The organism is Pseudomonas sp. SED1, from assembly GCF_034044025.1.
GTDB lineage: Bacteria > Pseudomonadota > Gammaproteobacteria > Pseudomonadales > Pseudomonadaceae > Aquipseudomonas.
Genome location: NZ_JAXCIS010000023.1, coordinates 131355 through 151818 on the forward strand (window position 1 = coordinate 131355; position 20464 = coordinate 151818).

Genomic DNA, 20464 nt, shown 5'->3' on the forward strand with positions numbered 1-20464 from the left:
ATACTTTAAATGCGACGAATCATTCGCATACTAGCCCGGCGCCTCACGGCGCTCAACCAGCAACAGGACATCCCCATGAATACGCTTACCTCGGCCCCGATGGCGGCCCTGATTGAACGGCTGTACACACAGGCCAATGCCGCCACCAGCCCCGTCCTCAACACCGTGACACCTGAAGAACGTGATCGCCTGATGCGCAGCAAAACCGACTACCTGGAACTCTACGGGATGCTGAAAGACCTGTGGCTACCGGTCTCCCGCGACACCGGCACCCTGCTCTACATGCTGGCCCGCAGCACCAAAGCGCGGGCTATTGTCGAGTTCGGCACCTCGTTCGGCTTGTCCACCCTGCACCTGGCAGCCGCCCTGCGGGACAACGGCGGCGGCGCGCTGATCAGCAGCGAGTTCGAGCCCACGAAGATCGCCCTCGCGCGGCAACATCTGGAGCAAGGCGGCGTGAGCGACCTCGTGGAGATCCGCCAAGGTGATGCCCTGGTCACCCTGGCCAGCGGCCTGCCCGACACCATCGACCTGCTGCTGCTCGACGGCGCCAAAGCCTTGTATGGCGATGTACTGAACCTGGTGGAAAGCCGCCTCAAGCCCGGCGCGTTGATCATCGCCGACAACACCAACTACTGCCCCGACTACCTGGCCCGGGTGCGCTCTCCGGCAAATGGCTACCTGTCGGTGCCGATCGGCGATGACGTCGAGCTGTCAGTTCGCCTCGGCTAATACCCCTCATTGGAGGATTCGAGACGCCAGTGGAAGGGTGCGAGGTTTATACTCGGACCCTCGCCTTTAACCCACGGCCTACGAACCGAGATACCCGATGAGCCTTTCCCTCTCTACAACCCCTGCGCGCAAGCCGCTCGCGCCCCTGCTGGCGTTTGTCATCCTGCTGCTGGGCGCCGCCTTCCTGCAAAACAGCGTCGGCTCGCGCCAAGTGCTGTTGCTGGTGGTCGGCGCCGCACTGGGCCTGACGCTGTACCACGCCGCTTTCGGCTTCACCTCGGCCTGGCGGGTGTTCATCACCGATCGGCGCGGCGCGGGCTTGCGTGCGCAGATGGTGATGCTGGCGATTGCCGTGGTGCTGTTCTTCCCCGCGCTGGGAGCCGGCACCTTGTTCGGCCAACCCGTGGTCGGGCTGGTGGCGCCGGCCGGGGTGTCGGTGGTGTTCGGGGCATTTATCTTCGGCATCGGCATGCAACTGGGCGGCGGCTGTGCGTCCGGCACCCTGTTCACCGTGGGCGGCGGTAACGCGCGCATGCTGGTGACCTTGTTCTTCTTTATCTGCGGTTCGTTGATCGCCACCCACCACGTCGACTGGTGGTTTGCCCTTCCTTCGTTCCCGGCGGTTTCCATCGTCAAAAGCTTCGGCGTCGTGCCTGCGTTGCTGCTGAGCCTGGCCGTATTCGGCATCATCGCAGCAGTCACCGTGCGCCTGGAAAAAGGCCGTCACGGGCAACTTGAAGCCGGCATCACCAGTGAACACCAAGGCCTGCGCCGCTTCCTGCGCGGGCCATGGCCATTGGTGTGGGGCGCAATTGGCTTGGCCCTGCTCAACTACGCCACCCTGGCACTGGCCGGGCGGCCGTGGGGCATCACTTCGGCGTTCGCGCTGTGGGGCGCCAAGGTCGCCAGCGGGTTGGGCGTGGACGTGGGCAGCTGGGTGTTCTGGCAAATGCCGGGCAATGCCAAAGCCCTGGCAGCGCCGGTGTGGGAAGACATTACCAGCGTGATGGACATCGGCATCATCCTTGGTGCGCTGTTGGCTGCGGGCCTGGCCGGGCGCTTTGCCCCAAGCCTGAAGATTCCGGCACGCTCGCTGTTCGCCGCGGTGATCGGTGGCCTGCTGTTGGGTTACGGCTCGCGACTGGCGTACGGCTGTAATATCGGCGCGTACTTCAGCGGGATTGCGTCGGGCAGCCTGCATGGTTGGGTGTGGTTGGTGGCGGCGTTTATCGGCAACAGCGTGGGCGTACGGTTGCGGCCGTTCTTCTTTGCAGGTGAGCGTCCGCAAGTAGCGTTGAGTGGTTGCTAATTGATCGTTCCCACGCTCCGCGTGGGAACGATCACATAACCGCAGCCGATTACTAGGAGAACAAGGAGCCAGGGCAATGATTTTGGTGGTCGAGGGCATCAGCGCCTGCGGGAAAACCACGTGGAGCGCAAAGCACGGTGGGCGGCATGTCATCGCTGAAAACGGACGCTTCGAGGGCGAACCGGATCGCCTGAAAGACCCGCTCGGCGCGGCAGCTTTCTGGGCAGAGCGAAACGTAGATCGTTGGCAGGCAGCACTCGCCATGGAAGAAACGTCTTCGTGGGCGCTGTGCGACAGCGACCCACTCAAGCTTCACTACATTTGGAGCTTGTGGCAGATCGGCGAGGCGAGCGAGCAGGACTGGCTATTGGATTTGGCGGCCACCAGAGAAACGATCGCACAAGAGCGAATCGGCTTTGCCGACGGCTACATCGTTGGCCGGATCGACCCAGCGCTGGCGCGGCAACGCGCTCAGGCAGATTCGACCCGCCGCCGGGGAAAGTTCGAGCTGCACGTGCGCCTGCAAACCGCCCTTTTGACCTGGTACGCAGCCCTCGATAAGGCACTGCCAGGCAGAGTGCGATTCGATTTTCCGGCAGGCATTCCAGCGGTTGAAAACCTCGATGGGCGCTATGCGTTGAGCGCCTTTGACCAGATGATCGCGTCGCTCCCGCGTCCATCCAACCAGAAGGAAACCACCCAATGGAATTGGAACGTGCGCGGAAATTGATTCATGAAGGGATAGATCATGACTTCCCGGCTGACGGCCTCATCCTTGTGCTGGAAGCCGCTATTGAGCTGATTTCGCTTCCAGACAATGACTTCTGTTGGTCGAGGTGGGACGACGCAGTCCAGGCAAAAGGAGAGTTACTCGGCATGATCAACAGGCTCAACGCAGGTGCGTTACCCGAAAAGATGAGTGTGAGTCTGCTGTTTGCGCCAACTGGGCCGCTGCAAGAAGTCAGCCTTAGCAGCGGCTGGGGGGAAGCTTTCCTCAGAGTGGCTTCGAGATACGAAGAAGTTGAAGCGTTGCTGTGGTGATTTGATCGTTCCCACGCGCAGCAAAGGAATGCCGCCGGGGACGCTCTGCGTCCCGCACTGGGTGACGCGGAGCGTCACGGTATGCATTCCCACGCGGAGCGTGGGAACGAGCAGCATCATCGGCTTTTTGAAATCACACCACTCATGTACTGATTCAAGTCGCGAAAGTCCTGAACTTTCCAGGTGAACGGCGACAGCTTTACACCGTTCTCCCGCAACGTTCTGGGAATCAGGTCGCCATTTGGACGAAGAATGACGGACGACACGATAACGCCCGGATAATCATTCATGCGTTTCTTGAAAGCGGCTGTTGTAAGGTCAGGCGTAGGCGGATTGCTTTTGTTGGCCAAGGGCCCTGAGCCCTTGATATCGGCTCCATGGCACATGCCACATCGCTGCACGTAGATATTTTTGCCGTTCACATTTTCCGCGAAGGACAGTGATGTTTGAACGAGCGATAACATCCCCAACGAAGCGATGAATAGTATTTTTGTTTTCACTGTTCCCTGTGACCTTGTTATATAAACCGGATGATTTTCCTTCTGGCCGCACTTGCTTGCAAGGATCGCCAAGAGAAACCAATAAACACTCAGCAGGGAGCGAGTCGATTGAAAGCCTTTAGATTCCTGGCCCTTTTATCACTGCCACTATTTTCCGGGTGCTCTACCCTGGACAGCCTCAAGTCATTCACCACTGCGTATCAAGAACCGCAAACCCCGACCACCAGCAGACTTCGAGTGATCACTGACCAGGTAGTCCGGTTGATACCCGATACCCGCTGCGTCAACTGGGATTTGCCGGGGGCCGGCGCGGTCAATTCAAGGAGCTCAGCCCCGCTGAATGATCAAACCCACAATGACAAACGCTTGGGAATTCCGGGTGGCGAGGCTTTAAAAAACAGCGCCGAAGTGTATGTCCAACCGGACACACCGCTGACGGTGGTGTACTCAGGCACTACCAGAAGGCATCAGTGCTTCTACAGCGTTTCCTTTGTGCCGGAAGCCGGTACCGACTATGAGGCAACCTCAGAGATGTGCACTGTCGCCATTTATAAGGTCGTCAAGAATGGAGCCACAGGCGAAGTCAGCCACAAGCAGGTTAAAAGCGACCAGGCAAAGGTGTGCCCCTCGGTGTCCCCCCTCTAAGCCTCGACTCGAGCCGTGATCCACTCGCGGCTGTAAGCCAGCACCCTGCCCGACATCGCCGTCGGAAAATGAATAAACCCATGAGCCGCCTGCGGTAACAAAAACACCTCAGACCCCGCCCACCGCTCAGCCATCTGCAGCGTGTCATCCAGCAGCGGGTCCAGATCCCCCACAAACATCAGCGCCGGCGGCAGCCCCGCAAGGTCGCCATATAACGGGGACAACGACGGCTGCCGACGCTGCTCATCACTCAAGCCCGGCGTCAGCAAGCGCAGCGCCTCCACCATGCCCGGCCCATCCAGCAACAGCGTTTCCCGCTTCGCCGTGCGCACGCTCGGTGTGCCGGTCAAATCGTAGACGCCGTAATACAGCACCGTCCCGCTCACCCGCGCCAGCAACTCGGGCCATTGCTTCAGCGCCAGCAACGTCGCCGCCGCCAGATGCCCTCCGGCAGACTCGCCGACGACGATCACCGGCAGGCCGGCAAACTCCTCACAGTCCGCGAGCAACCAACGCGCCGCAGCCAGGCAGTCTTCCAGAATCCCTTCCACCGGCGTGTTCACCGCCAGCCGGTAATCCACCGACACCACCGCCACGTCGCACGCGTTGACCATGGCCACGTTGAGGTCGTCATTCATCTGCGCATTGCCGATCACCCAGCCGCCGCCATGGATATCCAGTACCACGCCCTTAGCCTTGCCCTTCGGCCGGATGATGCGCAGCGGCACCGAGCCCACCCGGCGGCTTTCTGCCTGAAGGCCATGCTTGAGCAACTTGTTGCCGGCCACCATCTGGCCGGAGCGCAACAGCGCCTGGATCACCCGGGGCGTCACGCGGTTGCGGATGCGAAAACGCGGCAACCACGCGAGCCTTTGGTTGAAGCGCTGCATTTGCGCCAGTTCGTGTTCTTCAGCAGGCCACAGCGTATGAGTTCCCAATCTGTATTCCCTCTATCTCTAAAAGAGATGTTCACCTTGGCCAGTGTGCGTGGGCATCATGGCAATGATGTTTCCGCCCTCTCCCCACGTCGCCAGGCTCAGCGGTTATTGCGCAGGATGGAGAAATTCAACGCTGCCGCAACGCTCAGCCACACCAGGTACGGGAACAGAATGAGCCCGGTGATCAAATCCAGCCGCACGGTCAGCAACACCATGGCGGCGACCACCAGCCACAGCAGCGTGATGATCACCATCCCGGCGAGAATGCGGTGGGCGCCGAAGAACACCGGGGTCCACAAGGTGTTGAGGGCGATCTGCGCGGCCCATAGCGCCAGCACGATTTCGCTGCCGGGGATCAGGGTCAAGCGGTAGCCGGCCCAAGCCAGCAGCAGGTAGATGATGGTCCAGGCGACCGGGAACAGCCAGTTGGGTGGCGTGAAGCTGGGTTTGACCAGGGTGGCGTACCAGTCGCCCGGTTTGAAGATGATGCCGGTGCTCGCAGCAGCACCGCAGGCCAGAAGAAAAATAAACAACGTCACCATAATCGGTCCTTAGCTGAGAGCAGCTGCCTGGAGATGAAAGCCTTGACGGCGGTTTCAGGGTTGGACGCCCCGCGCAGCAAAAAGTGTATTTTTCTTTCCTCTGCGCCCTCGGCACAGAACGGCTATCGGCCCGCTTTATCCTTATCTTCCAACGGCGGGTCTTCAGCGTGTTCCCACTCCAGATACCACTCGTATATTTCTCCGTCAGCCACGAACTCATGTTTAACAGTCCAGCCTAGCGCCACCAGCTGTTGAGCTCGTTGAAGCGCGTGTGCCTTGGTCATTCTCGGAGCTTTCATAACGGTCATCGCGTGGAATGTTGCGAGTGAATTTAACGCAGCAAGCGTCTCAAATAGTCATTCATATGCGCCCGGTTACTGACTTAACCCCAGGCGCTTTTTCGCCTTGTAGCAATCATTGATCGCGATCGCCTGCTGGTAATACTCCGTACGCTGCGCACGGTTACTGTCCCCCAGCAGCCGGTACATTTCAGCCTGATAATCCCGACTGCTGCCCCACTGCAACGCCATGCCCTGAGGCATCTCGGCCCTGCATTCAAGCTTCACCGCAGGCTGCGGGAAATATTGCTCATACGCGGGCGCGCTGGTCGCAATGGCCTTCAGCGTTGTCTGGAATTCAGGCGTGTCCGTAAATTCAAAGCAAAAGGATGAAAGCTGCAGCGCTGGTGGTGCAAAGCCTTGTAGGAAGCTGCTTTGGAGCAACGGGCAGGCCTTTTCCTTGATCTCGTCGACCGGGTAGAACATCACGTAGATCATCGCGAGGCGATGCTGGGCCACCGGGTGGTCCAGCGCGGCAGCTTGTTCAAGCAGCTTGATCGCCGGCTTGAGCAACTCGCCCGCCTCCTCCACCAGCACTTGGGTACGCTTTTTCTCGTCTGCGCTGGCGGTGGGAAAGTTCGCAGGCACCGCTTCCAGCTTGGTGTTTGCTTGTTGCAGGTACGGCACAGCCTGCTGATAGAGGCTCTCGGCGTGCGGGTCGATGTGCGGGGTGTTGGCCGTGCACAGTTGCGGTAACAGGCAGCCCAGGAACAGGGCAATCCAGTGGGAGATTTTCATCAACAGGCTTCCGTGCGGTGGCGCGTGGCTTGCCAGGGGTTCATTCCTTTGAAAGCTGCGCAGGTTCTGTCACATTCTACGACAATCACCTCACGGCGAAACACGCCCTTTCACCCTATCGATGATCCCTTATGGAAATACAGATTTCGGAAACGTCCGACTGGCAATTGTTCGCGACCATCGCCGAAACGCTGGAGCACGTTTTAAAAGGTGAATGGACCATGAAGGCCGACGGGCTGGATCAGCGCTATTGGGATTTGTGCGTCGATGGCCAGACCCTCACCCTGCACCTGGAGCATTATTTGGGGATCAGCCTGCTCATGCCTGGCCAGGGCGAGAGCCTGGAGGGGTTGAGTGATTTGGGGTTGAGGGCGTACCGGCTGGTGCTTCCATTTGCGGGATAAAGGAGACTTTGCGTAAGCCGTAGCACCTTGCTCCTTTGCCTACGCTTGCGTCAGAATCCGCCGGCTTGTGCACCTGGGTGGTCATCTCTAAGGTTGCTCGGTCGCTGAAAACTCAGTGATCGGGTTTAGTAGCCCTGCTTTGAATACTTACGTGCATGAACCTCATCTTCCAGACGTCCTGTCTGTGCTTGATGGTGGCTGTGCGTAGGGCGCCCTCGGGCGCGCCGGCTTTAAGTATTCACCGGTCTACTAACCTGCGCACAGCTGCCACCCTATCGTTTAGTAGCGACGAGGTGGCGGCCCGACTCAGGAATACTTATATGTTCAAGATAACGCCGAATCCGCCAAACAAGCCTGACCTAAAACTCCACCAGGCTGCCCAGCGCGCCATTGATCACTACCTCAATCCCGGCACTGATGCCAAGACAGTCCCAGAGACAACCGCCCTCTTCAGCGTCACCTCCGGCATCAGCAGCGAAATCCTGATCGCCAACAGCTACGAAACCGTTTCCTCCGTCAGCGCCCTGCTGCTCGACCTGTCCGACGAACTGACCGGCAAAGACCGCGACGTGGCATTGGCCATACACCAGCTGAGCGAATTGAGCGTACTGCTGATCGGCAAACTGATGGACCGCGAAACACCTCGGGCGTAGCGCCCAACGCGGTCCTGCGGCGCTAGCCCTTCAACTCACCCAACCGATTACTCGCCGCGTCGTCGTATGCCATATACAGCGACTCGGCGAGAGGTGCGCGGTGCATTCAACCATTGCTGAACCCCGCCTGGTTCGTTGTAATGGGCCGAGTCGAAACCCAACAGGTGATTCATGGACGCTGATCCGCTGTGCCTAGTATTTGTACCAGCCCTCGTAGCCGTTCTCACCGCCGCTGAAGACAGAAAGGGCTCACCTCTTACCGAGGCTGAGGTCTGTGATATTCGAGACCAGGCGGTTTGTATCACCCTGCCATTCAGCGTGGCGCTCGATATGGAAAGGGAACGCGGCTATCCCGATCTGATTGCGGAGAATTGCTGGAGTGAATGGCAAAACCACAAAGGTCGTTGATCTATAAAGACTGCGACGTGGCATAGGCCATTCACCCGCTGAGCGAATCGAGCGTATAGCTGATTGGCAAATTGATGGACCGCGAACACCTCGGGCGTAGCGCCCAACGCGGCCCTGCGGGATTAGCCCTTCAACTCACCCAACCGATTACTCGCCGCGTCGTCGTATGCAACGTATAGCGACTCGGCAATTTGGCTTTTGATAGCTTTAGCGCTTTCCAGCCCCAATACAAAACCTTCTGCTTTGCCACCTGCGCGGTTCAGGTCATCTTTGGTGTCAGCACCGGTGATGGCGTCGAGGAGTTTGAGGGCTTGAGGGCCTACGCCTTTGGGGAGGCTGATTTGGTCGATGCTCACTGGGATGCCTCGCATGAGGTGCGGGATGGGGTGGTGCGGGTGAACGAGGTCATGGGCGATACCTTGAGATTGAGGTCGGTAGCGCGTGGAACCACTGCCGGGGTGAGCATGGTAGACCGGTATGGGAATTAAAGGAGCCTTTCGACCGAAAGAGGTTTGCGAGTTTCACATCTCTTGGGGATAGACAAAGCCTTTTACAATTTTGGCCCGACTAGAAATCGCGTGCAAAACTGATTGCAACTCCTATCGAGGACGACGCTCGGGACCGACATCCCAGCGCCGGAAAGGCCGCCCGTCAGATACCAGAAGCACGCTAGACATTTTTTTGACAAGAGCTTCGTCAGGGACTGATAATCCAGATCATTTAGGATTGCGGAGTTGTGAAAAAATGATAGGCAATTGCAATGCTATAGAAAGTTTTGCGAGCCTATTAATTAATATAGCAACCCCTTTAGCGCAAGATGCATGGTAGGAATCAGGATATATACTCTTATGGAATTTTGGCTTGAGGTAAATCATGACGCCCCCTCATTGCAATCTTTGATGTCTCAAGAATGAATTATAAATTTTCTGACAATATCGCAATGTGGCCATCGGCCATAGATGATCCTGACACCATTAACTACTGGATTAACACAATAGTTAGTGACGAGATCATGTCACTCATCATTCAGTCCAAACCTTTTAAAAGATTATACGATATATCTTTTCTTGGCGCGCTAGACTATACATATCCAGGAACTGAAAAAATCTCTAAACAAAGTCGAAGTCGTGCAGAGCACTCACTTCATGTAGCAGCACTCGCAGCTTACGTTGCAGAAAAGCGCAATTATTCTCCCGATTTAAAAAGGCAACTAGTAATCGCGGCCCTTTTGCACGATATAGGCCACGCCCCATTATCACATAGTGCTGAGCCTTTAATAAAAGAAACGATAGGCTATGGTCACCATGAAGCTGGCGAGCAAATAATTGATGGAAAACAAAGGCTTGGCAAAGATCTCAGCCTAATACTCAAAAAATATTGCGACCTGGGTTTTATTCACAAACTTTTGAACATGAACGCATCCAAAGAAGATGGTGGAGACCTTTTTTACAGCCCCATAAATATCGACACCATCGACGGAATAACACGCTCACACACATACTTTACTGGATTTTCTTCAACTCACTCAAAGCTAGCTATTGCACACGCATCCTTTATTGACACTCCAAAAAAAGACCACCGCACCCTAGATGCTTTTTGGATTATGAAAGAAAGAGTGTACTCTGGATTAATAAACGATGAAATTGGTATTATCTCAGATAAAACAAGTGAGATATTTTTCATGGAGTCTTCCATCCCTCTAGAGGAAGGAGATCTGTACAAAAGTGAAAAAAGCTGGCAGCAAAAGCACAAGTCATTATTCATCCAACTAAATGAAATTTTAAAAAGCAAAGTAATTCCAAGCTGTATTTCAAATTCAAAAATAAGCTTCACCAAAAGAACATACTCCATATTGCCCGACAAAGAAGACAGCAGCAGATACAGCTGCAAAAAAGAAAGTAAAGTGAAAGTTTTTGCACAAGAAACCGAAGACGAAGACAAACAACAAATAATAAATTTAAATGGAATTAAAAATGACCACTGACCGATTCTCAGGCTTTCAATCTATAGATAAAGCATATAAACACTCCCAAGCTATTATGGAGTCAATGAGGAGCGATTTACAGAAAGCGCTAGCAGAAAGTCCGTTTAAAGATAGACTAACCATCGTAACAACTGGCTCCTTCGGAAGGGGTGAGGCTTCAAAAGAATCAGACTTAGACTTATTTATTTTTTTCGACTCTGATAAATCTGAAGATAGCTTACAGACTGAGCGGACTTTAATACGAGCAATAGTTGAGCGCTATATCAAAAAACCTGCTGGAGACACTGGAACATTTGGCTCTGATGTAGTAGTAAACTTCAATGAAATGTTACAAAACATAGGTGGAGACAAAGATTTCAACATACTTCTGACTAGAAGAATGTTGTTTTTACTTGAAGGGAAATGGCTATATGGTGAAGAGCGCTTCAAAGCATATAGAACTGACCTTTTGAATAAATATATCAAAGCAGGCGACCCTGAAAGACAAATTTCTCGGTTCCTACTCAACGATATAATTAGATACTACCGAACAATTACAACCGACTTTGAATTTAAAGTAACGGAGAGCAGCAAGTCCTGGGGACTAAGAAATGTAAAGCTCCGCTTTTCACGAAAACTATTATATTTTGGCGGTGTAATCTCGATAGCTGAAACAGCACTTTCTGCTCAAACAGAAAAAAACGAGCTACTCGCAAACATTCTAGACAAGACAGTGTTAGAGCGAGTCCAAGATATCGGAATCGACAACGCATACACACCTGAAATCCTTGGAATATACCAAGATTTCTTGCAAACAATAGAATGCCCAAAAAACAGAGAAACGTTAGAAAAAATAACAAAAAACAACCGCGCCGAATGCCCTCTATTTTTAGAAATGAGAGAAAAAAGCAAGGAGTTCTCTAAAGTCCTCGATAGTTGGCTGAAATTGCAGTATCCAGACAACACCAATCCGCCACACCCAATTCATAATGCTTTAATATTTTAAACAGGAGATACGTCTTGATATTGTATATTCGACACGGACAAACGGATTACAATATCAATAATTTATGGATGGGGAGCATTGACACTCCGCTTAATGATGACGGCCGCGCGCAGGCGAAGAATGCTGCTATAGAACTGTCCAAAATCCATTTAAAAAAAATCTATAGCAGCCCTCTGATTCGAGCTTATGAAACCGCACAAATCATAGCAAAGCAGCAGAGTATTACGCCTGAAATCTCAATTCTCCCGGGAATACAAGAGCGCTGCTTTGGAGAGCTTGAGGGAACTTACAAGAGCCTAAACGCCAGAGCCAATATTAACTTTTACTCCAGCGTAGAAAACAAAGATCTCTTTAAGAGACGTATAATTAGCAGTATAAACTCCATCAACAAACATGAAAATATTCTGATAGTCTCTCACTCAGCTGTATTTCGGTGCTTAATCGAAGAACTGGGATACCTAACAGTACCACCATCAACAAACATCAAAAACTGTCAAATAGTAAAACTAAAAACACCCACATCTGAAATCATAACCCAAATAGAGGAAAGTGCATTTTAGATCTAGTTAATCGTGCCATTTTTTATAAACGTATATCAGGCACTTTGTACCACTCCTAAAATAGCTCATAAAACTTTCGATACACTACCTGTGCAACAACCCTCATCTCTCCTCTCTACGAATATGCACAAAAACTATCACTAGCGCTCCTTCAATACCCTCCGTCCCACCCAAAAAACGTCCCTTGCCCTCGCGAACCAAACACGCTACAACCTCCACCTTCAAGTTGTACGACAACCTCCCCCCTGGCGCCAACTCCCCGAGCCCCCACCATGACTCCCCCTGCCCCCACCCAATTCCCCCGCCAAATCGCCGTCCTAATCCTGCTCTGCATGGGCTGCGCCTTCGCTGGCAACCACATCGCTGCTCGCGTAGCCTTCGACGACGGCGCCGGAGTCCTGCTGGCAATCCTCATGCGCTCCGGCGGCACCCTGTTAGTTCTGGCGATACTGGTCCTATACCAACGCCAAAACCTCCGCCTCCCTCCAGGCGCATGGCGCTGGCAAGTCCTCTTGGGCCTGCTCATCGCCACCCAAAGCCTCTGCCTCTACTCCGCCGTCGCCCGCGTCCCGGTAGCGCTGGCCTTATTGGTCGCCAACGTCTTCCCCATCCTGCTGGCCCTGCTCACCTGGGCACTCGGCGGCCCACGCCCCACCGCACGCACGGCCTTGCTGATGGGCCTGATTCTGGTGGGCCTGGTCTTTGTGCTGGACGTACCCGGCCGCCTCTCCACCAACACCACCCTCGGCCCGGAATGGCTGGTCGGCGTCTCCCTGGCCTTTTGTGCCGCCTTCGTATTCGCCTGTGCGCTGTGGATCACCGACCACAAGCTGTCTCAGGTGCGCGGTTCAGTGCGCAGTCTGCTGACGATTTTTATCGTGTTCAGCAGCGTCAACCTCGCGGGCTTGAGCGGTGCGCTTGTCGATGGCCTGAACCTGCCGGCCACCAGTACCGGTTGGTTGGCATTGGCCACGTTGGTGGTGCTGTATGGCACGGGGTTTATCGTGCTGTTCATTTCGGTGCCGCGCCTGGATATGCCGCGTAATGCGCCGGTGATGAACATTGAGCCGCTGGCGACGTTGTTGATGGGCTGGATCGTGCTCGACCAGATGCTCAGCGCCGGCCAGGTGGTGGGCGGGGTTATTGTGGTGACGGGGATTGTGTTGCTGACTTATCGCAAGTCTGCCCGGCCTTCCGCCAAGGCCCAGGTCGCGTAAGTCGAGAGATGGAATGAAAAAGGGACGGATCCATTTTTAATGAAACCGTCCCCTTTATTTGCTGGTTTCAGGCTAGCGCTTAGAGGCGCTGATAAGCGGAATTCCTGCATCCCGTCAACCCACTAACACGTTGGGCCGCTCACCGTAGATTCAGACGGACATAATAATTGTCGAACTCACTGCTTTCGACGAACTGGAAACCATGGCGGGTGTAAAAACGATTCGAGGCGCTTTCTTTGAGGGCACCTACTTTAATCGGGAGTGCCGCCGCATCTGCCTCTTTGAAAATCTGAGTGAGCACAGCAGAGCCGATCCCTGATCCTTGCGCGCTCGGCCTCACGTATAAGTGGTCGAGCACGAGTTCATTGGGGTGATGCTTGACCACTACAAAGCCAACCCTCTCCCCAGACACCTCAATGTGATGTATGCTGTGGACTTCAAAACCGCTAACAAATCGCTCGCGCGCCCGTACCGGATCAAATCGCCCGACGCGCTCCAGACTTTCGCGCATGGCCTCAATTCGAAGGGCAACAAGGTCGTCCAAGTCGCTTTGTTGAGCGCGGACTAGCGCCACTGGGGAGTTTTGATTGGGTTCGATGGGCATAGGTTGCGCTTCGCCTGGCATGCTGGGATGGCCAGTATAGGAAGATCGGATCACGTCTCACGATTTTCTATCGTGGTCACGCTCTCCAATGCAGCCCCGTAGGGCTGGTCGGATTTTCCCTCAACAATCTATTTTGCCACGGCAGGCTTGGAACGAGGCTGGCCGGAGCATGGGTTACGCATGGCTACGGTGCGGTTGCCGGCAGCTCCTGGCACCACTTGATAGAACGCAGCGCTTCCTCGGCAGGTACAAGCGCGTAGCGCGAGTAAAACATTGTTCCACCGAAACGACCCTCATCTACTTCGCCCAAGGTCTGTCCGTCCTTGTAGACAGACGTGCTGAGTTGGTCTGCGATGTAATACACCTTTCCATTCTCGACGGTGATATCGAAACGTTTGTTAACCATACCGCTGATGATAGGTGGCGAGGTGGAGGCGACGCTGTGCTTGCCGGCGGGAATGCCGGCTTTGAAAAAACTACCGGAGGGCAAGCTGCCGATGGCGCGGCCATCGACCAGAATGGTCGGGGCGACCCCTTTACCGATGCTGGCCGACGTGCGATAGAAGTACACCGTGGCCTGGTCTGGACGGGGTTCTGCCGGTGACGTAAAGAATGGTTGGCCTGTCAGGTCCGGACCGCTGATGCAGCCGGTCAGTGGGGCCAGGGCCGCGAACAGGCTGGCCCAGAGTAGCGTGCAGCGCTTCATGGCATGGAACTCCTTGAACTTGGATCAATGGGCGGCGGTATCGGTGACTGTCACCGGTACCGGATTCAGAGCGTGCAGAGCCCTTTACCGAAGTCAGTGGCATCAGAACTCGGCCAAGGCGCAAAACCGCTCTTTGCCGTCAAATTCACGATGTTCCGGTCCTTGAGCATCCGGTACTTGCGCTTCAGCTCCTCCACAGTGTTCTCGGCGTTATTCACGTTGGACAGGCAGAAGCGCAGGGCATCGGCGCGCAGATCGCCGATATAGAGGGTTTCCCCGGCCTTCACCGAGAACACCGCAGGCACAGGGCGCGGCATGGATCTTCCCGCGTAATACACGTAACTCCACTGCGTGTACTCATACTCACCAGGCGGCACTTCATACATGAAGAAATGGCCCAGTATATTTGGTGACGGCTGGTCATCTTCATTGCCCAACGTCGTCAGCCGCAGTACGGTGCCTGGCCCTCCCTTTTGCCTGATCTCAACCACCAGCCCATGCGGCTGCATCAGATAGCTCTCACCAATCGAACCCACGATGATCGCCTTACTCGGGTCCGGTGCGTGCTTGCCGTCGTAGCGCGACGTCGCGCACCCGGACAGAAGGGTCGCGCAGAGTGCAACCGCGCCCCAGACGAGATATTTTTTGCTGACTTTCCCTAGCATTGGTCTTTTTTCCGATCAGTAATCTTGCAGTTCGTAGATCCCAGCCGAGCGAACCAAAAGTACGCACACTTGGTCCATGGTTGCCGGCTCGTCCGGACCTATTGTCCAGCTACCAGCACCTTGATAACAACCCACTCTTGACCAATCAACGCCAGGCTCCTCGACCGCAAAGCGCCCTGCCCTGGCTAAGTACTAACCCTGCAACTCACTAGCCCGATGACTCGCCGCATATGGCGTCGAGAAGCTTGGCGGGGACGACTAAAGCGGTGATTGCTTTCGGCCAAAAGCCGCCGCTCGAACGCATCGACGAAAACTCGGGCGACTCAGCTTCTGTTGATTAACGCGCTGTCTTCGATAAGGCCGCATGCAATAAGCCCTGGCGTATACCAGGGCTTGTGCGTTTTCCTTGAGTAAGCTCAGGGCACTACCTTGGGTTTGGCAGACTTGTCCCGTCCCGCACCTGCATCAGCGCAAACCCCAGCAGATTCAAACCCTTCCACAGATTCGGATTGTTCACATCCGCGTTGTCCTGTGCGAGCCCTATCCCCCAGATGTTATCAACCGGGCTGGCTTCGACAATAACCCGCGAACCGGTTTGTAGAAGGTATTCGTTCAACGGTGGATGCTGAGAGAACTTGGCCTGGTTCGCTCGAACGACGATGTCGTATCGGTGTTGCAGCCAAACCTTGTCATTGAATCCGCGCACGTTGCGGCCAAGTGCTTTGGCGGCATTAGGTGTAGGAGCGCGGAGCACCTGCGCACGAATTTCCTGATCGTCGAACAAGGCCGCTTTCTCGGCCATCATGAAGTGTTCGGCTGTAGGGTAATGTTGCCCCTCGACAATGAACCCAGCCTCGAACCATTGGCTGAAGCACGAAGCGGTGACGGCCGTTTTGCTGCGTTGGTGCCCCCAGAAAAACGTAAAACTCAGCTGTTCCCCGGAGTTGAAACGGGCGCACAGTTCTTCCAAATGTTCAGAGTCGTTCAATGAAATATCCTCGCTAACTGAAGAACGAAATTACAGCTACTGTGCTGACCAAGGCAACCACGAAGCTTCGTAGATCGAACGTCCACCGATTGACGCTTACGCCCATACTCCCGCCTCCCCTATCGCATTCCTGTCGAATACTTGCCTAATCCTCCGACCTTTCACCCTCCGCATAGCGCCCCCCTGACCTACGGTCTAGAGTCAATCCAAACGCCCGCTAAACTACTCAAACCACGCGCGCGTGAACCATAACGGGCCAACGATGCCCTGCGGCGAAGCCCCACTTCACCGCCCAAAAATACTAAAAAAATGCAACACCAACCGATGATCAGCGGGTGAGCCATGGAATTACGAATTAACCAGCAGACCCACCAAGTCGATGCAGAACCCGACACGCCTCTGCTCTGGGTCATCCGCGACAACCTGGGCATGACCGGTACCAAATATGGCTGCGGTCTGGCGCAGTGTGGTGCGTGCTCTGTGCTTGTGGACGGCAATGTGGTCCGTTCCTGCGTCACGCCGGTCTCCGGGGTGGTCGGTCGGGAGATCACGACCATCGAGGCGATCGAGTCCGATGATGTCGGTAAGCGGGTGGTGGCGACCTGGGTCGAGTATCAGGTCGCTCAGTGCGGTTACTGCCAGTCCGGCCAGGTGATGGCGGCGACGGCGCTGCTCAAGCAAACGCCGAAGCCGACCGACGCGCAGATCGACGCGGCGATGGTTAATCTCTGCCGCTGCGGCACCTATAACGCGATTCATGCGGCGGTGCATGACCTTGCGAAGGGAGACGCCTGATGAACGTTCGCATTGATCCCGCTGCCCTGCCTTTGGTCGCGGCGTTGAATGACCCGGTGAACCTGTCCCGCCGTCGTTTCCTGGCCAGTACGGCCGTGGGTGCGTTGGTGATTGGTTTTGGTCTGCCGTTGGGTTCTGGCCGGGTGCAGGCGGCCACTGCGGCGGCGGCTGGTGAGCGCGGTACGCAGGTGCCGGCGTTCCTGGAGATTCGTCCGGACAACACGATTCGCTTGCTCAGCCCTTTTATCGAAGGCGGCCAGGGCACGTTCACGGCGATGGCGCAGATTGTCGGCGAGGAGTTGGACGCCGACCCGGCCACGTTCCTGGTTGAGTGCGCCCCGCCCGGTGAAGCCTTTGTGGTGATGGAGAACGGCATGCGGATCACCGGCGGCAGTATGTCGGTGCGCATGAGTTACCCGACGATGCGCCGGCTGGGTGCGTTGGCCCGGGCGATGTTGCTGGAGGCCGGGGCACAGGCGCTGAAGGTGCCGGTGGGTGAGTTGTCGACCGAGCCGGGCAAGGTGGTGCACGCGGCGTCCGGGCGTTCCCTTACGTATGGCGAGTTGGCCGGGCGGGCGATGGACCTGCCGGTGCCGGACGTGGCCAGCGTGAAGCTGCGGGATCCGAGCCAGTTCCGTTGGATCGGCAAGCCGGTGAAGCGTCTGGATGCGTATGACAAGTCCACCGGCAAGGCGCTGTACAGCATTGATATGAAGGTCGACGGCATGCTCCACGCGGCGGTGCAGCATGCGCCCCGGTTGGGCATGACGGTGGGTAGCCTGCGCAATGAGGACCAGGTCAAGGCCATGCCGGGGGTGCATTCGGTGCATCGCCTGCCGGGTGCGGTGGCGGTGGTGGCTGAGCGTTGGTGGCATGCCAAGCGTGCGGTGGAGTCGATTCAGGTCGATTGGCTGGAGCCGACGGCGGATTCGAAAGTGCGCGGGATGCCGAAGGACTTTTCCAGCGACGAGCATTTCAAGCGCCTGGCCGCAGAAACCGGCCCGGCCCGGGATGATGAAAACGAGGGTGATGTGGCCGGCACGCTGGCCAATGCCAAGACCAAGATCGAGGCCACTTACCACAATCAGTATCTGCACCATGCGCAGTTGGAGCCGCCTTCGGCGCTGGCGCGTTTCAATCCTGATGGTTCGCTGGAGATCTGGTTGCCGAATCAGGCGCAGGATATGTTCCTGGCCGATATCGCCAAGCGCACCGGTCTCGACCCGTCGAGGATTAACCTGCATTCGCCGCTGTTGGGTGGGTTTTTCGGCCGGCACTTTCTGTATGACTCCGCCAGCCCTTACCCACAGGCCATTGAGTTGGCCAAGGCGGTTGGGCGCCCGGTGAAGTTGATCTGGAGCCGTGAAGAAGAGTTTCTGCGGGATGTGCTGCGCCCTGTCGCGGCGGTGAATTTCCGTGGGGCGCTGGACAGTGATGGCTGGCCGGTGGCGATTGAAGCGGTGAGTGCCACGGAGGGGCCGACCGAGGCTCTGGCCGGTAAACAGGGCGAGAAGCTCGACCCGACGGCGCTGGAGGGGTTGTCCGGGAAGTCGTATGCGATTCCCAACAAGCGCATCGCGCAGATTTATGTGAAGGGCCCGGTGATGCTGGGTTACTGGCGCTCGGTGGGTAACTCGCTGAATGACTTTTTCTATGAAGCCTTTCTGGATGAACTGGCTGACAAGGGCGGTAAAGACCCGTTCGAGTTGCGCCTGCATCTGTTGCGGGATAACCAGCGGCTGACCACGCTGCTGAAGGCGGTGGGCGAGTTGTCGGGGGGCTGGAAACGTGGTCCGTTTACCGCCGAAGACGGCAGCAAGCGCGCCCGTGGGGTGGCAATGGCGTCGCCGTTCGGCACGCAGACGGCGGTGATCGCCGAGGTGTCGATCGAGAACGGGCAGGTCAAGGTGCATGACATCTGGCAGGCGATCGACCCGGGCAGCATCGTCAACCCGGCGATTGTCGAGGCGCAGGTGCATGGGGCAGTGTCGCTGGGCTTGTCCCAGGTGCTGTTGGAAGAGGCGGTGTATGTGGACGGCTTGCCTCGGGCGCGTAACTACGATTTGTATCCGGTGCTGCCGCCTTCGCGGATGGCGCGGGTGCATGTGCGCGTGATCGAGAGCGGGGAAAAAATGGGTGGCATTGGCGAACCGCCGCTGCCAGCCGTGGCACCCGCCGTGGCCAACGCCGTGGCGACCTTGACGGGGCAGCGCATTCGCAGCATGCCGTTAAGCCGCTACTCCTTCACCTGACCGGGGCCTGAGCACTTATGAACAACCGTCGATTCGCAAGAACCGTTGGCTGGCTGGCGCTGCCGTGCCTGGTCGCGGCAGGCCTGTTGGCCTGGTATGTCACCCGTGAGCCGGTTTCGCCGCTGGGCGCCGAGCCTGTCGCCGCAGACCCGGCGCTGATCGCCCGAGGCGAGTATGTCGCTCGGCTCAGCGATTGTGTGGCGTGCCACAGCGTGCCCAACGGCGCGCCTTTTGCTGGTGGGCTGGAAATGGCCACGCCGCTGGGGGCGATCCATGCCACTAACGTCACGCCGGACCCGGAAACGGGTATTGGCCGCTACAGCCTCGCCGACTTCGACCGCGCGGTGCGCCAGGGTGTCGCGCCGGGTGGGCGTCGGCTGTATCCGGCGATGCCGTATCCGTCCTATGCCAAGCTCAGCGACGAGGATGTGCGCGCGTTGTATGCGTTCTTCATGAAGGGCGTGGCGCCGGTGCGGCAGGCGAATATCGAGAGTTCGATCCCGTGGCCATTGAATATGCGTTGGCCAATCGCGCTGTGGAATGGCGTGTTTACCGACAGCAAGCCCTACGTAGCGAAGGCTGGGAAGGATGAACTGTGGAACCGCGGCGCCTACATCGTGCAGGGGCCGGGGCATTGCGGCAGTTGCCACACGCCACGGGGTTTGGCCTTTAACGAGAAGGCGCTGGATGAGAGCGGTAAACCGTATCTGGCCGGTGGCTTGTTGGATGGCTGGTACGCACCGAGCCTGCGGGACGATCACAACACGGGCCTGGGGCGCTGGAGTGAGCCGGAAGTGGTGCAATTCCTGAAGACCGGTCGCAATAAACATGCGGTGGTTTATGGCTCGATGACCGAGGCGTTCAACAACTCCACGCAGTTCATGACCGACGATGACCTGGCGGCGATTGCGCGGTATCTCAGGTCGTTGCCGGGGGACGAGCAGCGTGATGGTAAGGCCTGGCAGTATCAGGCAGTGTCGGCTGCGGAACGCCTGGATGCACCGGGCGCCCATACCTATGTGACCCGTTGTGCGTCGTGCCACGGGTTGGAAGGTAAAGGGCAACCGGACTGGATGCCGCCGCTGGCGGGTGCGACTTCGGCGTTGGCCAAGGAGAATGCTTCGGCGATCAATATCACCTTGAATGGCTCGCAGCGGGTGGTGGCGGCGAATGTGGCGGATGCTTATCGCATGCCGGCGTTCAGGGAGCAGTTGTCGGATCAGGAGATTGCCGAGGTGCTGACGTTTGTGCGCGGTACCTGGGGCAATCAGGGCGGTGCGGTGGATGCGAAGGCGGTGGGCAAGTTGCGTGAGCACACGGGCCCGGCGAGCAGTAGCCCGATCATTCTGCAGATGCGCTGAGGGGAAAGGCGCCTTGTGAGATAAGCGCCTTGTGAGAGAGACGCTTTGTGTAGGAGCTGCTTTATGTGGGAGCGGGCTTGCTCGCGAAAGCGGTGGGTC

At 56.7% G+C, this 20464-nt stretch carries 24 protein-coding genes; 15 read left to right on the forward strand and 9 right to left on the reverse strand.

Going from position 1 to position 20464, the window contains the following annotated elements; genetic code table 11:
• The first annotated feature begins 75 nt into the window (after nt 1-75).
• The 4 genes from SNL23_RS03575 to SNL23_RS03590 all read left to right on the forward strand — a co-directional run bounded on the left by SNL23_RS03575 (nt 76) and on the right by SNL23_RS03590 (nt 3082).
• Nucleotides 76-732: an O-methyltransferase gene (locus tag SNL23_RS03575; RefSeq protein WP_318301618.1), complete on the forward strand. Its 657-nt coding sequence runs from the start codon at nt 76-78 to the stop codon at nt 730-732.
• Nucleotides 733-829: 97 nt separating this feature from the next.
• Complete coding sequence (locus SNL23_RS03580) at nt 830-2041, forward strand: YeeE/YedE family protein (protein ID WP_318301619.1); 1212 nt, start codon at nt 830-832, stop codon at nt 2039-2041.
• A gap of 76 nt (nt 2042-2117) precedes the next feature.
• Nucleotides 2118-2771: a hypothetical protein gene (locus SNL23_RS03585; protein ID WP_318301620.1), complete on the forward strand. Its 654-nt coding sequence runs from the start codon at nt 2118-2120 to the stop codon at nt 2769-2771.
• The gene (locus SNL23_RS03590; protein ID WP_318301621.1) at nt 2744-3082 is read left to right on the forward strand and encodes a hypothetical protein; all 339 of its coding nucleotides are present in this window, start codon (nt 2744-2746) and stop codon (nt 3080-3082) included. Before SNL23_RS03585 ends, SNL23_RS03590 begins: the two co-directional genes overlap by 28 nt.
• Before the next feature lie 116 nt (nt 3083-3198).
• On the opposite strand, the gene SNL23_RS03595 is transcribed toward SNL23_RS03590, so the two are convergent.
• A complete protein-coding gene (locus SNL23_RS03595; RefSeq protein ID WP_412104151.1) occupies nt 3199-3546 on the reverse strand; it encodes a c-type cytochrome in 348 nt (115 codons plus the stop codon).
• Between the two features lie 144 nt (nt 3547-3690).
• On the opposite strand from SNL23_RS03595, the gene SNL23_RS03600 reads away from it, so the two are divergent.
• Nucleotides 3691-4227: a hypothetical protein gene (locus SNL23_RS03600; RefSeq protein ID WP_167662446.1), complete on the forward strand. Its 537-nt coding sequence runs from the start codon at nt 3691-3693 to the stop codon at nt 4225-4227.
• On the opposite strand, the gene SNL23_RS03605 is transcribed toward SNL23_RS03600, so the two are convergent.
• The 3 genes from SNL23_RS03605 to SNL23_RS03615 all read right to left on the reverse strand — a co-directional run bounded on the left by SNL23_RS03605 (nt 4224) and on the right by SNL23_RS03615 (nt 6783).
• On the reverse strand, nt 4224-5117 hold the full coding sequence (locus tag SNL23_RS03605; protein WP_318301639.1) for an alpha/beta hydrolase fold domain-containing protein: 894 nt from the start codon (nt 5115-5117) through the stop codon (nt 4224-4226). The genes SNL23_RS03600 and SNL23_RS03605 overlap by 4 nt on opposite strands.
• Nucleotides 5118-5263: 146 nt before the next feature.
• Nucleotides 5264-5704, reverse strand: coding sequence for a tryptophan-rich sensory protein TspO (tspO, locus tag SNL23_RS03610; protein WP_063034020.1), 441 nt, complete (start codon nt 5702-5704; stop codon nt 5264-5266).
• Between the two features lie 377 nt (nt 5705-6081).
• Complete coding sequence (locus SNL23_RS03615; protein WP_318301622.1) at nt 6082-6783, reverse strand: hypothetical protein; 702 nt, start codon at nt 6781-6783, stop codon at nt 6082-6084.
• A 131-nt stretch (nt 6784-6914) separates the two neighbouring features.
• Here SNL23_RS03615 and SNL23_RS03620 point away from each other — a divergent pair, with 131 nt between their 5' ends.
• The 3 genes from SNL23_RS03620 to SNL23_RS03630 all read left to right on the forward strand — a co-directional run bounded on the left by SNL23_RS03620 (nt 6915) and on the right by SNL23_RS03630 (nt 8248).
• Nucleotides 6915-7187, forward strand: coding sequence for a DUF3630 family protein (locus SNL23_RS03620; protein WP_318301623.1), 273 nt, complete (start codon nt 6915-6917; stop codon nt 7185-7187).
• A gap of 320 nt (nt 7188-7507) precedes the next feature.
• Nucleotides 7508-7840: a DUF6124 family protein gene (locus SNL23_RS03625; RefSeq protein WP_318301624.1), complete on the forward strand. Its 333-nt coding sequence runs from the start codon at nt 7508-7510 to the stop codon at nt 7838-7840.
• 171 nt (nt 7841-8011) lie between these two features.
• Nucleotides 8012-8248: a hypothetical protein gene (locus SNL23_RS03630; protein ID WP_318301625.1), complete on the forward strand. Its 237-nt coding sequence runs from the start codon at nt 8012-8014 to the stop codon at nt 8246-8248.
• A gap of 122 nt (nt 8249-8370) precedes the next feature.
• Here SNL23_RS03630 and SNL23_RS03635 read toward each other — a convergent pair whose 3' ends face one another.
• Entirely contained in the window at nt 8371-8604 is a 234-nt protein-coding gene (locus tag SNL23_RS03635; protein ID WP_318301626.1) for a hypothetical protein, read from the reverse strand.
• Between the two features lie 554 nt (nt 8605-9158).
• On the opposite strand from SNL23_RS03635, the gene SNL23_RS03640 reads away from it, so the two are divergent.
• From SNL23_RS03640 to SNL23_RS03655, 4 genes are all read left to right on the forward strand, one after another.
• Nucleotides 9159-10232 carry an HD domain-containing protein gene (locus SNL23_RS03640; protein ID WP_318301627.1) on the forward strand — a complete coding sequence of 358 codons (1074 nt, stop codon included), beginning with the start codon at nt 9159-9161 and terminating at the stop codon, nt 10230-10232.
• Nucleotides 10222-11217 (forward strand): nucleotidyltransferase domain-containing protein, encoded by a 996-nt coding sequence (locus tag SNL23_RS03645; protein ID WP_318301628.1) that lies wholly within the window; start codon nt 10222-10224, stop codon nt 11215-11217. The genes SNL23_RS03640 and SNL23_RS03645 overlap by 11 nt, the downstream gene beginning before the upstream one ends.
• A gap of 14 nt (nt 11218-11231) precedes the next feature.
• Nucleotides 11232-11777, forward strand: a complete 546-nt coding sequence (locus SNL23_RS03650) for a histidine phosphatase family protein (RefSeq protein ID WP_318301629.1) — start codon at nt 11232-11234, stop codon at nt 11775-11777.
• 272 nt (nt 11778-12049) lie between these two features.
• Nucleotides 12050-12994 carry a DMT family transporter gene (locus SNL23_RS03655; RefSeq protein WP_318301630.1) on the forward strand — a complete coding sequence of 315 codons (945 nt, stop codon included), beginning with the start codon at nt 12050-12052 and terminating at the stop codon, nt 12992-12994.
• A gap of 139 nt (nt 12995-13133) precedes the next feature.
• On the opposite strand, the gene SNL23_RS03660 is transcribed toward SNL23_RS03655, so the two are convergent.
• From SNL23_RS03660 to SNL23_RS03675, 4 genes are all read right to left on the reverse strand, one after another.
• Nucleotides 13134-13598, reverse strand: a complete 465-nt coding sequence (locus SNL23_RS03660; RefSeq protein ID WP_318301631.1) for a GNAT family N-acetyltransferase — start codon at nt 13596-13598, stop codon at nt 13134-13136.
• A 184-nt stretch (nt 13599-13782) separates the two neighbouring features.
• Nucleotides 13783-14304, reverse strand: a complete 522-nt coding sequence (locus tag SNL23_RS03665) for a DUF2846 domain-containing protein (RefSeq protein ID WP_318301632.1) — start codon at nt 14302-14304, stop codon at nt 13783-13785.
• A 65-nt stretch (nt 14305-14369) separates the two neighbouring features.
• Nucleotides 14370-14969 carry a hypothetical protein gene (locus tag SNL23_RS03670; RefSeq protein WP_017478760.1) on the reverse strand — a complete coding sequence of 200 codons (600 nt, stop codon included), beginning with the start codon at nt 14967-14969 and terminating at the stop codon, nt 14370-14372.
• A gap of 424 nt (nt 14970-15393) precedes the next feature.
• The gene (locus SNL23_RS03675; protein WP_318301633.1) at nt 15394-15957 is read right to left on the reverse strand and encodes an NADAR family protein; all 564 of its coding nucleotides are present in this window, start codon (nt 15955-15957) and stop codon (nt 15394-15396) included.
• Nucleotides 15958-16299: 342 nt separating this feature from the next.
• Between SNL23_RS03675 and SNL23_RS03680 the strand changes: the two genes are divergently transcribed.
• Genes SNL23_RS03680 through SNL23_RS03690 form a run of 3 tightly spaced genes read left to right on the forward strand, consistent with a single transcriptional unit; the run spans nt 16300 to nt 20365 of the window.
• Nucleotides 16300-16752, forward strand: a complete 453-nt coding sequence (locus SNL23_RS03680) for a (2Fe-2S)-binding protein (protein ID WP_167662456.1) — start codon at nt 16300-16302, stop codon at nt 16750-16752.
• Entirely contained in the window at nt 16752-19004 is a 2253-nt protein-coding gene (locus SNL23_RS03685) for a xanthine dehydrogenase family protein molybdopterin-binding subunit (protein WP_318301634.1), read from the forward strand. Before SNL23_RS03680 ends, SNL23_RS03685 begins: the two co-directional genes overlap by 1 nt.
• A gap of 17 nt (nt 19005-19021) precedes the next feature.
• The gene (locus tag SNL23_RS03690; protein ID WP_318301635.1) at nt 19022-20365 is read left to right on the forward strand and encodes a c-type cytochrome; all 1344 of its coding nucleotides are present in this window, start codon (nt 19022-19024) and stop codon (nt 20363-20365) included.
• The last annotated feature ends 99 nt before the right edge of the window (nt 20366-20464 follow it).

Bases quoted from the DNA above. Each gene is read 5' to 3' on its own strand.
- SNL23_RS03575 (WP_318301618.1), top strand. From the start codon at position 76: ATGAATACGCTTACCTCGGCCCCGATGGCGGCCCTGATTGAACGGCTG.
- SNL23_RS03580 (WP_318301619.1), top strand. From the start codon at position 830: ATGAGCCTTTCCCTCTCTACAACCCCTGCGCGCAAGCCGCTCGCGCCC.
- SNL23_RS03585 (WP_318301620.1), top strand. From the start codon at position 2,118: ATGATTTTGGTGGTCGAGGGCATCAGCGCCTGCGGGAAAACCACGTGG.
- SNL23_RS03590 (WP_318301621.1), top strand. From the start codon at position 2,744: ATGGAATTGGAACGTGCGCGGAAATTGATTCATGAAGGGATAGATCAT.
- SNL23_RS03595 (WP_412104151.1), bottom strand. From the start codon at position 3,546: ATGTTATCGCTCGTTCAAACATCACTGTCCTTCGCGGAAAATGTGAAC.
- SNL23_RS03605 (WP_318301639.1), bottom strand. From the start codon at position 5,117: ATGCAGCGCTTCAACCAAAGGCTCGCGTGGTTGCCGCGTTTTCGCATC.
- SNL23_RS03615 (WP_318301622.1), bottom strand. From the start codon at position 6,783: ATGAAAATCTCCCACTGGATTGCCCTGTTCCTGGGCTGCCTGTTACCG.
- SNL23_RS03620 (WP_318301623.1), top strand. From the start codon at position 6,915: ATGGAAATACAGATTTCGGAAACGTCCGACTGGCAATTGTTCGCGACC.
- SNL23_RS03625 (WP_318301624.1), top strand. From the start codon at position 7,508: ATGTTCAAGATAACGCCGAATCCGCCAAACAAGCCTGACCTAAAACTC.
- SNL23_RS03630 (WP_318301625.1), top strand. From the start codon at position 8,012: ATGGACGCTGATCCGCTGTGCCTAGTATTTGTACCAGCCCTCGTAGCC.
- SNL23_RS03640 (WP_318301627.1), top strand. From the start codon at position 9,159: ATGAATTATAAATTTTCTGACAATATCGCAATGTGGCCATCGGCCATA.
- SNL23_RS03645 (WP_318301628.1), top strand. From the start codon at position 10,222: ATGACCACTGACCGATTCTCAGGCTTTCAATCTATAGATAAAGCATAT.
- SNL23_RS03655 (WP_318301630.1), top strand. From the start codon at position 12,050: ATGACTCCCCCTGCCCCCACCCAATTCCCCCGCCAAATCGCCGTCCTA.
- SNL23_RS03660 (WP_318301631.1), bottom strand. From the start codon at position 13,598: ATGCCCATCGAACCCAATCAAAACTCCCCAGTGGCGCTAGTCCGCGCT.
- SNL23_RS03665 (WP_318301632.1), bottom strand. From the start codon at position 14,304: ATGAAGCGCTGCACGCTACTCTGGGCCAGCCTGTTCGCGGCCCTGGCC.
- SNL23_RS03670 (WP_017478760.1), bottom strand. From the start codon at position 14,969: ATGCTAGGGAAAGTCAGCAAAAAATATCTCGTCTGGGGCGCGGTTGCA.
- SNL23_RS03680 (WP_167662456.1), top strand. From the start codon at position 16,300: ATGGAATTACGAATTAACCAGCAGACCCACCAAGTCGATGCAGAACCC.
- SNL23_RS03685 (WP_318301634.1), top strand. From the start codon at position 16,752: ATGAACGTTCGCATTGATCCCGCTGCCCTGCCTTTGGTCGCGGCGTTG.
- SNL23_RS03690 (WP_318301635.1), top strand. From the start codon at position 19,022: ATGAACAACCGTCGATTCGCAAGAACCGTTGGCTGGCTGGCGCTGCCG.